The sequence below is a fragment of the Pseudomonas putida genome, from assembly GCF_003228315.1.
Lineage (GTDB): Bacteria > Pseudomonadota > Gammaproteobacteria > Pseudomonadales > Pseudomonadaceae > Aquipseudomonas > Aquipseudomonas putida_S.
On record NZ_CP029693.1, the window covers coordinates 3,929,849 to 3,947,028 of the forward strand.

The 17,180-nt window shown below is 61.9% G+C and carries 13 protein-coding genes; 5 read left to right on the forward strand and 8 right to left on the reverse strand.

Annotated elements, in window-relative coordinates:
• The first annotated feature begins 72 nt into the window (after positions 1 to 72).
• Together DKY63_RS18350 and ilvD are read left to right on the forward strand one after the other, a co-directional pair.
• Positions 73 to 531 (forward strand): REP-associated tyrosine transposase, encoded by a 459-nt coding sequence (locus DKY63_RS18350; protein WP_110965371.1) that lies wholly within the window; start codon positions 73 to 75, stop codon positions 529 to 531.
• Positions 532 to 879: 348 nt separating this feature from the next.
• On the forward strand, positions 880 to 2,721 hold the full coding sequence (ilvD, locus tag DKY63_RS18360; protein WP_110965373.1) for a dihydroxy-acid dehydratase: 1,842 nt from the start codon (positions 880 to 882) through the stop codon (positions 2,719 to 2,721).
• Positions 2,722 to 2,907: 186 nt separating this feature from the next.
• On the opposite strand, the gene DKY63_RS18365 is transcribed toward ilvD, so the two are convergent.
• Entirely contained in the window at positions 2,908 to 3,963 is a 1,056-nt protein-coding gene (locus DKY63_RS18365; RefSeq protein ID WP_110965374.1) for a haloacid dehalogenase-like hydrolase, read from the reverse strand.
• A 241-nt stretch (positions 3,964 to 4,204) separates the two neighbouring features.
• On the opposite strand from DKY63_RS18365, the gene DKY63_RS18370 reads away from it, so the two are divergent.
• Positions 4,205 to 5,596 carry an L-cystine transporter gene (locus DKY63_RS18370; protein WP_110965375.1) on the forward strand — a complete coding sequence of 464 codons (1,392 nt, stop codon included), beginning with the start codon at positions 4,205 to 4,207 and terminating at the stop codon, positions 5,594 to 5,596.
• A gap of 120 nt (positions 5,597 to 5,716) precedes the next feature.
• On the opposite strand, the gene DKY63_RS18375 is transcribed toward DKY63_RS18370, so the two are convergent.
• Complete coding sequence (locus tag DKY63_RS18375; protein ID WP_110965376.1) at positions 5,717 to 6,229, reverse strand: dihydrofolate reductase; 513 nt, start codon at positions 6,227 to 6,229, stop codon at positions 5,717 to 5,719.
• Between the two features lie 85 nt (positions 6,230 to 6,314).
• On the opposite strand from DKY63_RS18375, the gene DKY63_RS18380 reads away from it, so the two are divergent.
• Complete coding sequence (locus DKY63_RS18380; protein ID WP_110965377.1) at positions 6,315 to 7,685, forward strand: DUF2868 domain-containing protein; 1,371 nt, start codon at positions 6,315 to 6,317, stop codon at positions 7,683 to 7,685.
• Complete coding sequence (locus tag DKY63_RS18385) at positions 7,678 to 9,042, forward strand: GTPase/DUF3482 domain-containing protein (RefSeq protein WP_110965378.1); 1,365 nt, start codon at positions 7,678 to 7,680, stop codon at positions 9,040 to 9,042. Before DKY63_RS18380 ends, DKY63_RS18385 begins: the two co-directional genes overlap by 8 nt.
• Positions 9,043 to 9,147: 105 nt before the next feature.
• On the opposite strand, the gene DKY63_RS18390 is transcribed toward DKY63_RS18385, so the two are convergent.
• From DKY63_RS18390 to DKY63_RS18415, 6 genes are all read right to left on the reverse strand, one after another.
• Positions 9,148 to 9,705: a phosphonate degradation HD-domain oxygenase gene (locus DKY63_RS18390; RefSeq protein WP_110965379.1), complete on the reverse strand. Its 558-nt coding sequence runs from the start codon at positions 9,703 to 9,705 to the stop codon at positions 9,148 to 9,150.
• Positions 9,706 to 9,868: 163 nt separating this feature from the next.
• Positions 9,869 to 10,894, reverse strand: a complete 1,026-nt coding sequence (locus DKY63_RS18395; protein WP_110965380.1) for a putative 2-aminoethylphosphonate ABC transporter substrate-binding protein — start codon at positions 10,892 to 10,894, stop codon at positions 9,869 to 9,871.
• Between the two features lie 52 nt (positions 10,895 to 10,946).
• Positions 10,947 to 12,671: a putative 2-aminoethylphosphonate ABC transporter permease subunit gene (locus DKY63_RS18400; protein ID WP_110965381.1), complete on the reverse strand. Its 1,725-nt coding sequence runs from the start codon at positions 12,669 to 12,671 to the stop codon at positions 10,947 to 10,949.
• Positions 12,671 to 13,747 carry a putative 2-aminoethylphosphonate ABC transporter ATP-binding protein gene (locus DKY63_RS18405; protein ID WP_110965382.1) on the reverse strand — a complete coding sequence of 359 codons (1,077 nt, stop codon included), beginning with the start codon at positions 13,745 to 13,747 and terminating at the stop codon, positions 12,671 to 12,673. Before DKY63_RS18405 ends, DKY63_RS18400 begins: the two co-directional genes overlap by 1 nt.
• A gap of 223 nt (positions 13,748 to 13,970) precedes the next feature.
• Complete coding sequence (locus DKY63_RS18410) at positions 13,971 to 14,834, reverse strand: LysR family transcriptional regulator (RefSeq protein WP_110967943.1); 864 nt, start codon at positions 14,832 to 14,834, stop codon at positions 13,971 to 13,973.
• 16 nt (positions 14,835 to 14,850) lie between these two features.
• Positions 14,851 to 17,106 (reverse strand): heavy metal translocating P-type ATPase, encoded by a 2,256-nt coding sequence (locus DKY63_RS18415; protein ID WP_110965383.1) that lies wholly within the window; start codon positions 17,104 to 17,106, stop codon positions 14,851 to 14,853.
• Positions 17,107 to 17,180: the final 74 nt, after the last annotated feature.

The following is a 17,180-nucleotide window of genomic DNA, read 5'->3' on the forward strand; positions in this document are numbered from 1 at the left end:
TCCACTGTCGAAACGACAAGCTCCCACCCCGTGCCTACCGTTTCTCTTCCAATCCCTGAAGAGGACAACGGAATGTCCAGCAAGCCCAAAGCCCATCGGTTACGTACAGGACGCCACTCGGAAGCCGGTCGTATCTATCTCCTGACCGCAGTCACCCATGAACGGCAGCCGATCTTCAATGATTTGTACGTTGGACGCTTGGTGGTGAACGAATTCAGAAGAGCTCATGAAGCCGGGTATGTCACTTCGATAGCCTGGGTCGTCATGCCGGATCATTTTCATTGGCTGGTCGAATTGCATAACGGTGATTTGCCGAAACTGATGCAAGCCACCAAAGCCCGAAGCACACGACACATCAATCAGAAGCGAAACCTGAGTGCGCCTATATGGCAAAAAGGCTACTTCGACCGAGCCCTGCGCCGCGAGGAGGATCTGAAAGCAGCAGCCCGCTACATCATCGCCAACCCCCTACGCGCAGGCCTCGTCGACCACATCGGCGACTACCCACTCTGGGACGCCACCTGGCTCTGACACCGCGCCCTGTAGGAGCGAGCATGCTCGCGATGGTCGTCAACGATAACGCGGGAAACCTGACACCCCGCGGCGCCCTTGAGTCCATCGCGAGCATGCTCGCTCCTACAGGACCCGGTCCGTGCGTCTTGTGCACGCGCGCAGGCATTCCCTCCAGCCGCCAGCCGTGTAGAATCGCGAACATTCATCGCCAGTCATCCCCGGCGGGTTTATGAGCTCAAGCTGAAGCGCGCGGCGATCCCGCAAAGTTATCGGCAACCTTTGGACACACGGCCATTTCCGAGTACTCCAGACGTCACTAGAAGCTCACTTCCCTTTTGATACCTGATTAGCCGCCCGGAGTGCTTCATGCCTGATTACCGCTCGAAAACATCCACCCACGGCCGCAACATGGCCGGCGCCCGCGCCCTGTGGCGCGCCACGGGGATGAAAGATGACGACTTCAAGAAGCCGATCATCGCCATTGCCAACTCCTTCACCCAGTTCGTACCGGGCCACGTGCACCTCAAAGACCTGGGCCAACTGGTCGCCCGCGAGATTGAACGCGCCGGTGGTGTGGCAAAAGAATTCAACACCATCGCGGTCGATGACGGCATCGCCATGGGTCACGACGGCATGCTCTATTCGCTGCCGAGCCGCGAGATCATCGCCGACTCCGTCGAGTACATGGTCAACGCCCACTGCGCCGATGCCATCGTCTGCATCTCCAACTGCGACAAGATCACCCCCGGCATGCTGATGGCCGCCCTGCGCCTGAACATCCCGGTGATCTTCGTGTCCGGCGGCCCGATGGAAGCCGGCAAGACCAAACTGGCCAGCCACGGTCTCGACCTGGTCGACGCCATGGTGATCGCCGCCGACTCCAGCGCTTCTGACGAGAAGGTTGCCGAGTACGAGCGCAGCGCCTGCCCGACCTGCGGTTCGTGCTCCGGCATGTTCACCGCCAACTCGATGAACTGCCTGACCGAAGCCCTGGGCCTGGCCCTGCCGGGCAACGGTTCGACCCTGGCCACCCACAGCGACCGCGAGCAGCTGTTCCTGCAGGCCGGCCGCACCATCGTCGAGCTGTGCAAGCGCTACTACGGCGAGAACGACGATTCGGTGTTGCCGCGCAACATCGCCAACTTCCAGGCGTTCGAAAACGCCATGATGCTCGACATCGCCATGGGCGGTTCGACCAACACCATCCTGCACCTGCTGGCCGCCGCCCAGGAAGCCGAGATCGACTTCGACCTGCGCGACATCGATCGCCTGTCGCGCAAAGTGCCGCAACTGTGCAAGGTCGCGCCGAACATCCAGAAGTACCACATGGAAGACGTGCACCGCGCCGGCGGGATCTTCAGCATCCTCGGCTCGCTGGCCCGTGGCGGCCTGCTGCACACCCAGCTGCCGACCGTGCACAGCCGCAGCATGGAAGAAGCCATCGCCAAGTGGGACATCACCCAGACCAACGACGAAGCGGTGCACCACTTCTTCAAGGCCGGTCCCGCGGGCATCCCGACGCAAACCGCGTTCAGCCAGTCGACCCGCTGGGAAACCCTGGACGACGACCGTGAAAACGGCTGCATCCGCAGTTTCGAACACGCCTACTCCAAAGAAGGCGGCCTGGCTGTGCTGTACGGCAACATCGCCCTGGACGGCTGCGTGGTGAAAACCGCCGGCGTCGATGAGTCGATTCACGTGTTCGAAGGCAACGCCAAGATCTTCGAAAGCCAGGACAGCGCGGTACGCGGCATCCTCGCCGACGAAGTGAAGGAAGGCGACATCGTCATCATTCGCTACGAAGGTCCGAAAGGCGGCCCGGGCATGCAGGAAATGCTCTACCCGACTTCGTACCTGAAATCCAAAGGCCTGGGCAAAGCCTGCGCCCTGCTCACCGACGGCCGTTTCTCCGGCGGCACCTCGGGCCTGTCCATCGGCCACGCTTCGCCGGAAGCCGCTGCCGGTGGCGCGATCGGTCTGGTGCAGGACGGCGACAAAGTGCTGATCGACATTCCTAACCGCTCGATCAACCTGTTGATCAGCGACGAAGAACTGGCTGCGCGCCGCGTCGAGCAGGACAAGAAAGGCTGGAAACCGGTGGAAGTGCGTCCACGTAAGGTGACCACTGCGCTGAAGGCCTACGCTCTGCTGGCGACCAGTGCCGACAAGGGCGCTGTGCGTAACAAGGCGATGCTGGACGGGCTGTAAGCCTTAATCGCTGAACAAAAAAATGCCCCGCCAAGTGCGGGGCATTTTTGTTTCTACCGGTCACCTTTCACCTGTAGGAGCGAGCCTGCTCGCGATGGACGACAGGGCACCGCGGGGTATCAGGCAGCCAGCGTCATCGTTGACGACCATCGCGAGCAGGCTCGCTCCTACAAGGAAGCAAAATCCTTACTGAATCTCCTCAGGCTTCACGATCACCCAGTTCTTGTCGGCAGTCACGGTGAGCCCTTCCTTGGCCTGGGCCGCCGCATTCTTGGCCATCATGCCCTGGATCTGGGTCATGTACTTGTCCTTGCGGTTGACCCACAGGTGGATGCCGCCCTTGGCCACGTCGACGCTGTGGAACAGCATGTAGCCGTCACTGCTCGGGGTGTCGCCGCCGACCAGCACCGGTTTTTTCCATTCATCGATATAGGTCAGGATCGCCGCCTGCTTGCCGGCCATCCAGGTCGCCGGGGTCCACAGGTAAGGGGTCAGTTCCAGGCCGAGGTTGGCCTTCTCGTCATACTTGCCGGCGCTGATCTGTTTGCGTGCGGTGGTCAGCTCGCCGGTCTTCTGGTCCTTGAGCAGCAGCGACACACCGATCACGTTCTGCGGTTTGACGTTGTAGCCGTACTTCGGATCAGACGCGACCATGCGCACCAGTTCTTCGGAGGCGGCGGTCATCACGTACACCTCGATACCGTTCTCCATCAGCTTGTTGTACAGCTCTTGCTGACCGGTGAAGAGTTTCGGCGGATTGACGTCGAGGTTCTTGACCACGTCGCCTTCGTAATAAGTGGCCGGCACCGGCTTGCCGGAGGCCATCATTTCATCGACGTAGCCCTTGAGCTCCTTGAGCGTAAAACCCGAGAACACCTGGGCGACCCATGGATAGCAAACCATGTCGTCGACTTCGCAGAGACGGTAGTAGTAGCTGAACAGGCTTTCCTTGTGGTCGGCGGTGTCCTTGAACGGGATGAGTTTCAGGGAGGGGTCGAGTTTGTCGCGGGTGATCAGGCCCTTGTTCTCCATGAACGGCAGCAACGACTCTTCGAGGTCGTAGCGGTAACTGGTGTTGTCCATGTCGAACACCGCATAGTTACCCTTGTTGGCGTTGGCGGCGATCATCGCGTCCAGCGCCTTGGCCTGATCGGCCGGCCAGTGCTTCAGATCCGTGGCGAGTACCTGGCCGGCGAGGCCCAGGCAAAGTGCAGCAGCGAGTAATTTCGGTGCGAACTTCATTGGCAAAATCTCCCTGAATGAAAGAGATCGACGCTAACAAATATGTATGACAGTCCTCGTCTGTCAGCGACCGCCATCATGCCCATCGCGCCAGTTGCATCCCTGAAGGCGACACCCGCTTATTCCAAAAACGACAGTTACAAGACGTTTTTGATATTAATTCATTAGATTTCAAGCTGTTAGGCTTCCCGGTTCGCAACTGCCCCGGAAGGCAGTTCGCACATGTCTAATGGGAGTCCCAATGAATCTGCCGCTGATTCTCAATCTGCTGGTGTTCCTCGCCCTGCTCCTGGGCCTGGCACAAACTCGCCACACAACATTCAGCCTGGCGAAGAAAGTCCTGCTCGCCCTGGTGCTGGGCGTGGTGTTCGGTGTTGCGCTGCACACGATCTATGGCACCGGCAATCCCGTGCTGAAAGCTTCAATTTCCTGGTTCGATCTGGTGGGCAACGGTTATGTGCAGTTGCTGCAAATGATCGTGATCCCGCTGGTATTTGCCTCGATCCTCAGCGCCGTGGCCCGTCTGCACAACGCTTCGTCGCTGGGCAAGATCAGCTTCCTCACCATCGGCACGCTGCTGTTTACCACCGCCATCGCGGCGCTGATCGGCATCGGCCTGACCAACCTGTTCGGCCTGACCGCCGAAGGACTGGTCGCCGGCACCCAGGAACTGGCCCGCCTGCAAGTCATCCAGTCCGATTACGCAGGCAAGGTCGCCGACCTGAATGTGCCGCAGCTGTTGCTGTCGTTCATCCCGCAAAATCCGTTCGCCGACCTGGCGCGGGCCAAGCCGACGTCGATCATCAGCGTCGTGATCTTCGCCGCCTTCCTCGGTGTCGCCGCGCTGCAACTGCTCAAGGATGACGTGGAAAAAGGTCAGAAAGTGATCAACGCCATCGACACCCTGCAAGCCTGGGTAACGCGCCTGGTGCGTCTGGTGATGAAGCTGACACCATACGGCGTGCTGGCGCTGATGACCAAAGTGGTGGCCGGCTCCAACCTGCAGGACATCATCAAGCTCGGCAGTTTCGTGGTGGTGTCCTACATCGGCCTGGGGCTGATGTTTGTCGTTCATGGTTTGCTGGTGTCCGCTGCGGGGATCAATCCGCTGCGTTTCTTCCGCAAGATCTGGCCGGTGCTGACGTTCGCCTTCACCAGCCGTTCGAGCGCCGCGACCATTCCGTTGAGCATCGAAGCGCAGACCAGCCGCCTGGGCATTCCACAGTCCGTGGCCAGCTTTGCCGCGTCGTTCGGCGCGACCATTGGCCAGAATGGCTGTGCCGGCCTGTACCCGGCGATGCTGGCGGTAATGGTGGCGCCGACCGTTGGCATTAACCCGCTGGACCCGTTGTGGATCGCGACGCTGGTGGCGATTGTGACGTTGAGTTCGGCCGGAGTGGCCGGGGTGGGTGGCGGTGCGACCTTTGCCGCGCTGATCGTGCTGCCGGCGATGGGCTTGCCGGTGTCACTGGTGGCGTTGCTGATTTCGGTCGAACCGTTGATCGATATGGGACGTACGGCGTTGAACGTGAGTGGGTCGATCACGGCCGGGGCGATTACCAGTCAGGTGATGCAGCAGACGGATAAAGAAGTGCTTGAGGCGGATGAGCATTCGGCGTTGGCGCATGCTTAAACTCTTCAGTGCTTGATCTGGCCTCATCGCGGGCAAGCCTTGCTCCCACAGGTTCTATGTTGGTCGCAAATATTGCGTACGACTCAAACCCTGTAGGAGCAAGGCTTGCCCGCGATGCTTTTAGGCTTTCTCCCAAACCTCGAAGTTGTACGCCGGCTTGTCACCTTCCGCTGGATTCGGAGCATTGGACACCAGTTTCCATTGCCGCTGATCAAACTCCGGAAACCACGCATCCCCTTCCGGGCTCAACGCCACGCGCGTCAGGTACAACCGATCAGCCTGCGCCAACCCCTGCGCATACAACTGCGCCCCGCCAATCAGCATCAGCTCATCGACGCCCTGCTCTTTCGCCCATGCTTCGGCGCGAACCACGGCGGCTTCCAGCGACGGGTAAACCTCGGCGCCTTCCAGCACCAGATCCGCCTGGCGGCTGACCACGATGTTCAAGCGGCCCGGCAACGGACGGCCGAGGGAGTCCCAGGTCTTGCGACCCATGATGATCGGCTTGCCCAGGGTGGTGGCCTTGAAGTATTTGAAATCCCCCGGCAGGTGCCAGGGCATGCTGTTGTCGACGCCGATCACGCGGTTTTCACCGAGGGCCGCGATCAGGCTTAAGGGGAGTGATTTAGTCATGCCGGCGAGGATACCAGAGCCTTGCTTTCGCCGATAAGCGCCACAGCGGTTATGCTCACAGCTCAATTAAGCGACGGGATGCCGCGTGACTGAACTGAATAACCTCTGGCTGACAGAAACCATCCGCCTGCGCGAAGAGCACGCAGGTCCCCTGGAAGACCTGGAAGCCAATCGCCTCGCCCGCAGCGCCGGCGGCGACTTGCCGACACGCATTCAACGCCGGGCCCTGTGGCTGGCCGAACGGGATGGTTTGAGCAGCGCGCTCGTGCATTGGCTGCAGGGCGCGCGACTGGCGCTACTCGTGCTGGCGGTGCTGGCCGTGGTCAGCGGCGCCGGCCTGGCGTTTGCCGCACTGGCTGACGGGCAGACGCCGGTCAATGTGTTCTGGGCCTTGGGCAGCCTGCTCGGGCTCAATCTGATTCTGCTGTTGAGCTGGGCATTGGGCCTGGTGTTTGCCGGCGAACACGGCGCCAGCCTCGGGCGCCTGTGGTTGTGGCTCAGCGAAAAACTCGCTCGCGACGCCAAGGCTGCACAACTGGCGCCGGCCCTTCTGTTATTGCTGCAACGACAGAAACTCAATCGCTGGGCCATCGGTGTGCTGGTCAACGGTTTGTGGCTACTGGCGATGCTCAGTGCATTGGTCATTCTGCTGACGCTGATGGCGACCCGGCGCTACGGTTTCGTTTGGGAAACCACCATCCTCGGTGCCGATACCTTTATCACGGTGACTCAGGCCCTCGGCGCCCTGCCGGCCCTGCTCGGCTTCAGCGTGCCGACCGTCGAGATGATCCGCGCCAGTGGCGATGCCGCGCTGAACATCGAAAGCGCCCGTCAAGCCTGGGCCGCGTGGCTGGTTGGCGTGTTGCTGGTCTACGGCGTGTTGCCGCGCCTGCTGCTGGCGCTGTTTTGCCTGTGGCGATGGAAAACCGGTCGGGCAGCCTTGCATCTGGATCTGAACCTGCCGGGCTACGCGCAATTGCGCGAACGCCTGATGCCCACCAGCGAACGCCTGGGCATCAGCGATGCGGCGCCCGAGCAACTTCATCGGGTCGAAAGCGGGGTCAGCGAAGCGCAGAGTGAAGGTGCCTTGCTGGTGGCCATCGAGCTGGACGACCAGCGCCCATGGCCGCCACAACTGCCGAAAAACGTCAGCAACGCCGGCATTCTCGACAGCCGCGAATCACGAAACAAACTGCTCGAACAGTTGAGCCGCTTCCCGCCGGCCCGCCTGGCCATCGCCTGCGATCCGCGACGCTCGCCAGATCGCGGCAGCCTGGCGTTGATCGCCGAACTGGCTCGCAACGCCAGCGCCACCCGCGTCTGGTTGTTGCAGGCGCCGCCCGGCGAAGCGCTGGATGGCGATCGCCTCGGTGATTGGCATGCGGCGTTGCAACAGCTGGAGCTTCAATTCGCCGATAGCGCGCCGTTGAATTGGCTGGAGACCGGTCATGACTAAGCCACTCAAGCTCGCCGTAGTCGGTCATACCAACGTCGGAAAAACCTCGTTGCTGCGCACCCTGACCCGTGACGTAGGCTTCGGCGAAGTCTCCCACCGCCCCAGCACCACGCGGCATGTAGAGGGCGCTCGTTTATCCGTGGACGGCGAACCTCTGCTCGACCTGTTCGATACCCCCGGCCTTGAAGACGCCATCGCCCTGCTCGATTACCTCGAACGCCTGGAGCGACCCGGCGAACGCTTGGACGGCCCGGCACGACTGGCTCGTTTTCTTGAAGGCAGCGAAGCACGGCAGCGTTTCGAACAGGAAGCCAAGGTGCTTCGGCAACTGCTGACCTGCGATGCCGGCCTTTACGTGATCGATGCCCGCGAACCGGTGCTGGCCAAGTACCGAGACGAACTGGAAGTGCTGGCCGGCTGCGGCAAACCACTGCTGCCGGTACTGAATTTCGTCAGCAGCGACAATCACCGCGAACCGGCGTGGCGTGAGGCGCTCGCGCGTCTGGGCCTGCATGCGCTGGTGCGCTTCGACAGCGTGGCGCCGCCGGAGGATGGGGAGCGCCGACTCTATGAAAGCCTCGCGCTCTTGCTCGAACATGCCCGCCCGCAACTGGAGCGGTTGATTGCCGATCAGCAGGCGCAACGGCTGGCGCGACAGCAAAGTGCAGCGCGGCTGATCGCCGAATTATTGATCGACTGCGCCGCCTGCCGCCGCAGTGTGGTCAGCGATGCCGAGCAGGAACAGCAGGCCATCAACGAACTGCGCAAAGCCGTTCGCCAACGGGAACAGCGCTGCGTCGAAGCCTTGCTCAAGCTCTATGCGTTTCGCCCACAGGATGCGGCGGCCAGTGACTTGCCGCTGCTCGACGGTCGCTGGGGCGATGATCTGTTCAACCCGGAAACCCTCAAGCAATTGGGCGTGCGGGTCGGTGGCGGGATCGCGGCGGGCGCGGCTGCCGGGGCCGGGGTCGACTTGCTGGTGGGTGGCATTACCCTCGGTGCCGCTGCACTGGCCGGGGCTATTGCCGGCGGTGCACTGCAAACCGCACGCACTTATGGCAGTCGTCTGTTGGGCAAGATCAAGGGACAGCGGGAGCTTACGGTGGATGACAATGTGCTGCGGCTGTTGGCGCTGCGCCAGCGGCAACTGCTGCAGGCGCTGGAAGCTCGCGGGCATGCGGCGATGGACAGCATTCAGGTGGCGACGCCTCAGGACAAGACCTGGCGCGAGGGGAAACTGCCGGAAGCCTTGAGCAAGGCGCGGGCGCATCCGCAATGGTCGTCGTTAAATGCCCACGCGAAGCTGAGTCAGTCAGAGCGCCAGGAACAAATCGAAGCGCTGGCACAGCAACTGTAGGAGCGAGCCTGCTCGCGATGGACGTCAACGATAACGCTGGCAGCCTGACGCCCAGCGGCGCTCTCTGGTTCATCGCGAGCAGGCTCGCTCCTACAGTTGACCGGGTTATGCAGCCAATAGCCGCAGTGCCTTTTCCTTCAATAGCCCCAAATCCATCACCGGCACATGCATCTCCTTGGCCAGTTCATCCCACTGGCGCATGCGCAGACTCACTTCGCACAACGGATCCTGCTCGAAGGCATCGGCTTCGGCGTCGGTCATCACCCCGCCCTGATACTCCAGGGTCCGGCGACTGGCTTCACTCAAACGCTCGTAGTACCCCGGCTCTCGGAGCGTCAGATAACGCTTGGCCTGAACGTGGTACTCCACCAGCCGTGCCATGCGTTCGCTGAAACCCGCACTGCGCAGGTAATCGGCGCCCAGCCGCTCATGGCTGACCACGCCAAAGCCGCCCATGTTTTCCGCATCTTCAGCGCAGATGTGCCCGATGTCGTGGAAGAACGCCGCGAGCACCACTTCGTCGTCGAAGCCTTCGGCCATCGCGCACTGCGCGGCCTGGGACATGTGCTCGATCTGCGATACCGGCTCGCCAATGTAATCGGCGGCGCCGAAGCGCTCGTACAGGGCGAAGACCTTGGCGACTGCTTGTTCGTTGGGGTTCATCAGAAGTCTCTCGATGAAGTGAAATGTGTGCTGAATGGTAGACCGTCATCGCGGGCAAGCCTTGCTCCCACAGATTCAGTGTCGATCACAAAAATTGTGTACGACCCAGACTCTGTGGGAGCAAGGCTTGCCCGCGATGGGGCCCTAACAGGCTGCGAAGATCTTACTTGGCCGCCACTTTCTCGGACTTGCCGTCATAGCGCTTGCGCCATTCGGTCAGGATCTCGTCGCGATTCTTCGAGGCCCAGGCAAAGTCGTTCTTGATCAAACGCTGCTCATAGTCGGCTGGCAATTCGGTCTGTGGCTTGGCGATGCCCGGTTGTGCGAGTACGGCGAAGTTCTCTTTGTACAGCTCCATCGCTTGCGGGCTGGCCGAGAAGTCGGCGAGTTTCTTCGCTGCGTCTTCATGCGGGGTGCCTTTGATCACGGCGGTGGCTTCGATCTCCCAACCCAGGCCTTCCTTCGGCAGGATGATGTCCAGCGGCGCGCCCTGGCGCTTGAGTTGAACGGCCGGGTATTCGAAGGAAATACCGATCGGGAATTCACCCGCCGCCGCCAGCTTGCACGGCTTGGAACCGGAGTGGACGTACTGGCCGATGTTCTGGTGCAGGTCGTCCATGTACTGCCAGCCCTGCTTCTCGCCGAAGGTCTGCAGCCAGGCGCTGACGTCGAGGAAACCGGTGCCGGACGAGGCCGGGTTCGGCATCACGATCTTGCCTTTGTATTCAGGCTTGGTCAGGTCCTGCCAGCTCACCGGCTTGGTCAGGCCCTGCTTTTCGGCTTCGACGGTGTTGAAGCAGATGGTCGCGGCCCAGACGTCCATGCCGACCCAGGCTGGCGGGTTGGCGGCGTCGCGGTAGTTGCCGCCGATTTTGCCCAGGTCCTTCGGCGCGTAGCTTTGCAGCATGCCTTGCTGGTCGAGGATCGCCAGGCTCGAAGCCGCCAGGCCCCAGACGGCATCAGCCTGCGGACGCTCTTTTTCCGCCAACAGTTTGGCGGTGATGATGCCGGTGGAATCACGCACCCACTTGATCTCGACGTCCGGGTTGGCCTTTTCGAAGGCTTCTTTATAGGACTTCAGCTGTTCGGCTTCGAGAGCGGTGTACACCGTCAACTCGGTTTTTGCCGCGAAGGCATTCAGGCTGAAAGCGGTGAGGACAGCAGCGGCCAGGGCCATAGGCTTGAACATGATCTTTTCCTGTTTTTTGAGTTGAGGGCTTGGGTTTTCTAAGAACAGCGAATCAATGACCGGGCGCGGTCTGCCGCCAGGCCTGGGAGCGACGCAGCAAGCCGCGCGAAGCCCAGGCCAGCAGCAGGGACACGCCCGCCGAGGTGAACAGAATCAAGGTCGACATCGCTGCCGCGCCGCCGACGTTGCCGGCGTCGTCCATGTTCAGCACGGCCACCGCCGCAAGGATGGTGTCGGGGCTGTAGAGGAAGATCGCCGCCGAGACGGTGGTCATGGCCGAGACGAACAGGTAGCGCACGATGTCCAGTAGCGCCGGCAGGCAGATCGGCACGGTGACCCGCAGGTAGTGCCGGTACAGCGGCGCCTTGAGCGACAGCGCGGCGGCTTCGAACTCGGCGTCGAGCTGGCGCAGTGCCGTGGTGGCGGTCATCTGGGCGGTGGTCAAATAGTGAGCAATGGTGCAGACCACCAGCAGCGTCATGCTCCCGTAGAACACATGAAGCGGGTTGCCGGTGAGGTTGAAAAAGAAGACGTAACCCAGGCCAAGCACCAGACCCGGCACAGCCATCGGTACGAAACTGAGCATGCGCAGGGTCAGATTCAGGCCGCGCTGGCCCCTGGTTTTTTCCATCAGGTAGGCACCGGTGAAGATCAGCGCACTGCCGATCAGCGCCGTGTACAACGCCATCTTCACGCTGTTGCCGTAGGCCAGCCAGCCACCGCCGGCGGTGTCATTAAATTGGTAGTGGTTGAGCGACAGCGACAGGTTGTACGGCCAGAACTTCACCAGCGAGGAGAACACCGCCATGCCGAACACCAGCATCAGCGCGGCGCAGATCAGCAGCACGATGGCCAGGTAGCAACCGTCGCGCAGCTTCGACGGCGCCGGTTTGAAGACCTGCGCCCGGCCGCTCATGGAGTCGCCATGGCGTCGACGCAGCCAGGCATCGACGCCGAAGCTGAACAGCGCCGGCAGCAGCAACACCATGCCGATCAGAGCGCCACGACCGAACTGTTGCTGGCCGACCACGGCCTTGTAGGCTTCCAGCGCCAGTACCTGGTAGTCACCGCCCACCACCACGGGCACGCCGAAGTCGGTGATGGTCAAAGTGAAGACGAGACAGAACGCGGCGAACACCGCCTGACGAGTGGCCGGCCAGGTGATGCTGCGGAAAGCTTTTGCCGGACTGGCGCCCATGCTCGAAGCAGCATCGAACAGGCGCGCATCCGCCAGGGACAGGGCCGACAGCAGAATCATCAAGGCATGTGGGAAGGTGTAGATGACCTCACCCAGAACGATGCCCCAGAAGCCGTAGATATTGTCCGAGAGCAAACCGCGCAGCATGCCCTGGTTGCCGAACAGATAGACCAGCGCGATCCCGGGCAGCATCGACGGTGCCATCAGCGGCAATAGCGAGATGCCGCGCCAGATGCCTTTACCCGGAATCAAGGTGCGTTGCAGGGCGTAGGCAAACAGGTAGGCCAGCGGTACGACGATGGCCGCGACGCTGAGGGAAACCTTCAGGCTGTTGCCCAGCAGCCAGTGGAAATTCTCACTGGTCACCAATTCCTTCGCTGCAACCCAACCGCCTCCCTGTCCGGCTTCGGAACTGAAGCCACGCCAGAAGATCGCGAGCAGCGGCATCAGCACGGCGACGCCGAGCAGCACCAGCAACAGGACCTTGCCGCCGACCACGAAAATCCGGTCGCCGATTTCGGCACGAGAGACCTGCCGCATCTGCTTGCGTGGCAGCGGCAGCGCGATATTCGCGCTCATCAGGCGAACACCTGCAGGCTGCGCGGTGGCAAGGCGACCATGATCTGTTGCGCGCCAAGACGCGGCATGGCTTCCGGCGCCAGTTCGGCCAGCAAGGCGTGGCCTGGCAGATGATCAAGTTCGAAGCTCATGCGGCAGCGGTTGCCGAGGAAGGTGATTTCGCGAACCTTGGCCGGGAACAGGTTTTCTTCGTGCACCAGCGGATTGACGTTGATCGCTTCCGGACGGCAGAACAGACGGCCCGAAGTGGTCTTGGCGCTGCCATCGACCAGGCGCATGTTCATCCCGCCGACCCGTGCGTGGCTGTCGCTACTGCTGTCGAACGGCAACCAGTTGCCCTGGCCGACGAACTCCGCCACGAATAGCGTGGCCGGGCGGTTGTAGATCTCCTGGGGCGTGGCGTATTGCTCGACCTTGCCGTTGTTCATCACGGCGATACGGTCGGCCATCAGCATGGCCTCGTCCTGATTGTGGGTGACCATCAGGGTGGTGATGCCCAGTTCCCGTTGCAGTTGGCGCAACTCGGTGCACAGATGCTCGCGCACGCGGGCATCGAGGGCGGACATCGGTTCGTCCAGCAACAGCAACGACGGCGACGGCGCCAAGGCCCGAGCCAGTGCGACCCGTTGCTGCTGACCGCCGGACAATTGGCCGGGGTACTTTTTCTCGCTGCCACTCAGGCCGACCAGTTCGAGCATCTGCGCCACACGCTGACGCACTTCGTCGCGGCTGGCGTTGGCCAGGCCGTAGGCGATGTTGGCTTCGACGGTGAGATTGGGAAACAGGGCGTAGGACTGAAACAGAATGCCGTAGTCCCGGGCTTGAGGCGCCAGGTGGGAAACGTCGCGATTGCCCAGGTACAACTCACCGCTGTCCTGCTTTTCCAGACCGGCGATGCAGCGCAGCAAGGTGGTCTTGCCGCAGCCCGATGGGCCGAGCAGGCATACCAGCTCACCGGCCGCCACGTCGAGGGACACGTTATCCAGCGCGGTGAAGGCACCGAAACGCTTGTGCACGCCGCGCACTTTCATGGGCGCGCCGGGATTGGTCAGGGCAGGAGCGATCGAGTTGTTCATGGACGGACCTCATATAACAGATGCAGGCCATCCTAGAGTTGTAATGCGTCCGTCATATGGCAGTGAGGCAAAAATGGCCGATAGTGGTATTCGCGTTTTTTGGTTCAGATTTTGTATTGCCTGAACTGCCGCCATCGCGAGCAGGCTCGCTCCTACAGTTGACCGCGCTCCCCCTGTAGGAGCGAGCCTGCTCGCGATGGGGTCAGTGAAGGCAATAGAGATCTCAGGCCGGCGACATTTCCTGCGCCACCCCGAGAAAAGCCGCCGGCAACCGCGCGTTTTTGCGTTCCTTGAGGCAGTACAGGTACTCCGGCAACAACGGTGCATTCTCGATGGTCAGCACTCGCAACTGCGGATCATGGGGCACTTCCTGGCGGGCGATGAGGCTGATGCCGATGTTGCGCAGCACCGCCTCGCGGATCGACTCACGACTGCCGATCTCCAGCAACGGCCCCAGATTCACCCCGGCGCCGGCGAGCAACTCTTCGGTCATGCGCCGGGTGGTCGAGCCCGGCTCGCGCATCAACAAGGTATGCCCGGCCAGCGCGCTGAGTTGCACATGGTCGTGAGCGGCCAGCGGGTGATTGCGATGCACCGCCAACACCAGCGGGTCGCTGCCGAGCACCCGCCGAATCAGTCGCGCATCCTCCAGCAACTGCGAGGACGCCGCGACATCGACCCGGTATTCCTCCAGCGCTTCGAGCACCTGCTGGGAGTTGCCGATCTCCACCGACACTTCCACCTGGGGCAGGCGCTCGCGAAAGGTTTTCACCAGGTCGAGGATGTAATAAGGCGCCGTGGCGGCGATGCGCAATGTGCCGTGGACCTGTCCGCTGTTGCGCAGGAAGAACTCGATGTCGGCTTCCTGTTGCATCAGCGCCTTGACCATCGGCAGCAGCCGCGCGCCCTCTTCGCTGACACTCAGGCGGCGACCGCCACGGTAGAACAGCTCCACTGAGTAATGGCTTTCCAGATTGCGAATCTGAGTCGTCACCGTGGGCTGGCTCAGGCCGAGCTTCTTCGCTGCCAGGGTAATGCTGCCCAGGCGGGCAACCATGTAAAACGCCTTCAGCTCGGCACTCAGCACAACCATCCCTCTTCGTCTATTTGCGCAACAGGCGCAAACCGTTGAACACCACCAACAGGCTCACGCCCATGTCGGCAAACACTGCCATCCACATGGTAGCGAGCCCGGCGAAGGTTACCCCAAGAAAGATCGCTTTGATGACCAGCGCCAGCGCGATGTTCTGCTTGAGGATGCTCGAGGTATCCCGCGACAGGCGAATGAACATCGGGATCTTGCGCAGATCGTCGTCCATCAGGGCGACATCGGCGGTCTCGATGGCGGTATCGGTACCGGCGGCGGCCATGGCGAAACCGATCTCGGACCGGGCCAGCGCCGGCGCATCATTGATGCCATCACCGACCATGCCGACGCGGTGGCCCTGCGCGTACAGATCCTCGATGGCTTGCAGTTTGTCGGTCGGCAGCAAATCACCCCGGGCCTGATCGATACCGACCTGCGCCGCAATCGCCTGGGCGGTATGGACGTTGTCGCCGGTCAGCATCAGGGTTTTCACCCCCAGTTCGTGCAATTGGCCGATGGCTTCGCGGCTGGATTGCTTGACCGTGTCCGCCACGGCGAACAGCGCCAAGGGGCCTGATTGGTCGAGCAGCAGCACCACGGACTTGCCCTGCTTCTCCAGAGCGAACAGCTTCTCTTCCAGAGCCGGCGAGCACAGCCCCAGCTCTTCGACCAGACGATGGTTGCCCAAGTGATAGGTCTGGCCGTTGATATCGCCGCGTACGCCACGACCGCCCAGGGCTTCGAAGTTATCCACAGCCAGCGGGGTGAGCTGCTTATCCACAGCGGCATTGGCGATGGCCAGCGAGACCGGGTGGTCGGAACGCCCCGCCAGCGCCGCCGCCAAGGCCGGAGCCGTGGCGTCGGCAGTCGGGTCGAGGGACAGGTAGTCGGTCTGCACCGGTTTGCCGTGGGTGATGGTCCCGGTCTTGTCCAGCGCCAGATAGTCGAGCTTGAAACCGCCCTCCAGATACACGCCGCCCTTGACCAGAATGCCCTTGCGCGCCGCCGCCGCGAGGCCGCTGACGATGGTCACCGGGGTCGAAATTACCAGTGCGCACGGGCAGGCCACCACCAGCAGCACCAGTGCGCGGTAGATCCAGTCGAACCAGGCCGCGCCCATGAACAGCGGCGGAATGAGCGCCACGGCCAAGGCCAGCACGAAGACCGCCGGGGTGTAGATTGTCGAGAATTGATCGACGAAACGCTGGGTCGGTGCCCGCGCGCCCTGGGCCTGCTCCACGGCATGGATGATCCGCGCCAGCGTCGACTGGTTGGCCGCGGCGGTGACCCGGTATTCCAGCGAACCGGCCTGATTGATGGTGCCGGCGAACACCTTGTCGCCGACGGTTTTCTCCACCGGCAGGCTTTCCCCGGTAATCGGCGCCTGATCGATGGTGGAACTGCCGCTGAATACTTCGCCGTCCAGTGCAATGCGCTCACCGGGCCGCACCCGCACTCGGGCGCCCAGATCGACGCTTTTCACTTCCTGTTCGACCCAATTGCCATCAGCCTGCAACACCGTGGCCTGTTCCGGAGTCATCTGCATCAGGCCGCTGATCGCGTTGCGCGCGCGGTCCAGCGAGCGCACCTCGATCAACTCGGCCACGGTGAACAGGAACATCACCATGGCCGCTTCCGGCCACTGGCCAATCAGGATCGCGCCCGTCACCGCGATGCTCATCAGTGCGTTGATGTTCAGATTGAAGTTCTTCAGGGCGATCCAGCCCTTTTTGTAGGTACCCAGGCCGCCGCTGAGGATCGAGACCAGGGCGATGACCGCCACCACCCAGTTCGGCGCGGCACCGGTGAAGTGGATCACTTCGGCCAGCAGCGCACCGACGCCGGAGAGCGCGAGTGGCCACCAGTGTTTCTTTTCAGGGGCCGGCACCGTTGGTTCGACACCCTCTTCCAGCGGCTCGGCCTGCATGCCGAGGGACTGGATGGCGTCCGTGATGGGCTTGGTACTGGACAGGTTATGGGTCACGCCCAGCACCCGGTTGATCAAATTGAACTCCAGCTGCTGTACGCCGGTCAGTTTTCCTAGCTTGTTCGAAATCAGCGTTTGTTCGGTCGGGCAGTCCATGGCTTCGATGCGGAATTGGCTGCGCCGCGCATCGGCACTTGGCGTTTCGCTCAACCGGACCAGCGCAGGGGATGCAGCCTTCGAGGAACAGCAGGAATCACCGCCGTGGGAATGTTTGTGCACAGGCTTGAGCTTGTGAATGTGGTCGTGTCCGTCGCCGGGTTTGTGAGTGTGCAGGGAATCGCTCATTGGTTGCGTCCATAAGAGTACCTGTTGCCAAGTAAAGACCCTGTAGCGACTATAGGGTCAAGCACCCTTTTTGG

Coding starts and splice junctions, on each gene's coding strand:
- DKY63_RS18400 (WP_110965381.1), bottom strand. CDS start 12,671: ATGAGCGCGAATATCGCGCTGCCGCTGCCACGCAAGCAGATGCGGCAG.
- DKY63_RS18350 (WP_110965371.1), top strand. CDS start 73: ATGTCCAGCAAGCCCAAAGCCCATCGGTTACGTACAGGACGCCACTCG.
- DKY63_RS18370 (WP_110965375.1), top strand. CDS start 4,205: ATGAATCTGCCGCTGATTCTCAATCTGCTGGTGTTCCTCGCCCTGCTC.
- DKY63_RS18395 (WP_110965380.1), bottom strand. CDS start 10,894: ATGTTCAAGCCTATGGCCCTGGCCGCTGCTGTCCTCACCGCTTTCAGC.
- DKY63_RS18390 (WP_110965379.1), bottom strand. CDS start 9,705: ATGAACCCCAACGAACAAGCAGTCGCCAAGGTCTTCGCCCTGTACGAG.
- DKY63_RS18365 (WP_110965374.1), bottom strand. CDS start 3,963: ATGAAGTTCGCACCGAAATTACTCGCTGCTGCACTTTGCCTGGGCCTC.
- DKY63_RS18385 (WP_110965378.1), top strand. CDS start 7,678: ATGACTAAGCCACTCAAGCTCGCCGTAGTCGGTCATACCAACGTCGGA.
- DKY63_RS18405 (WP_110965382.1), bottom strand. CDS start 13,747: ATGAACAACTCGATCGCTCCTGCCCTGACCAATCCCGGCGCGCCCATG.
- DKY63_RS18375 (WP_110965376.1), bottom strand. CDS start 6,229: ATGACTAAATCACTCCCCTTAAGCCTGATCGCGGCCCTCGGTGAAAAC.
- DKY63_RS18415 (WP_110965383.1), bottom strand. CDS start 17,106: ATGAGCGATTCCCTGCACACTCACAAACCCGGCGACGGACACGACCAC.
- ilvD (WP_110965373.1), top strand. CDS start 880: ATGCCTGATTACCGCTCGAAAACATCCACCCACGGCCGCAACATGGCC.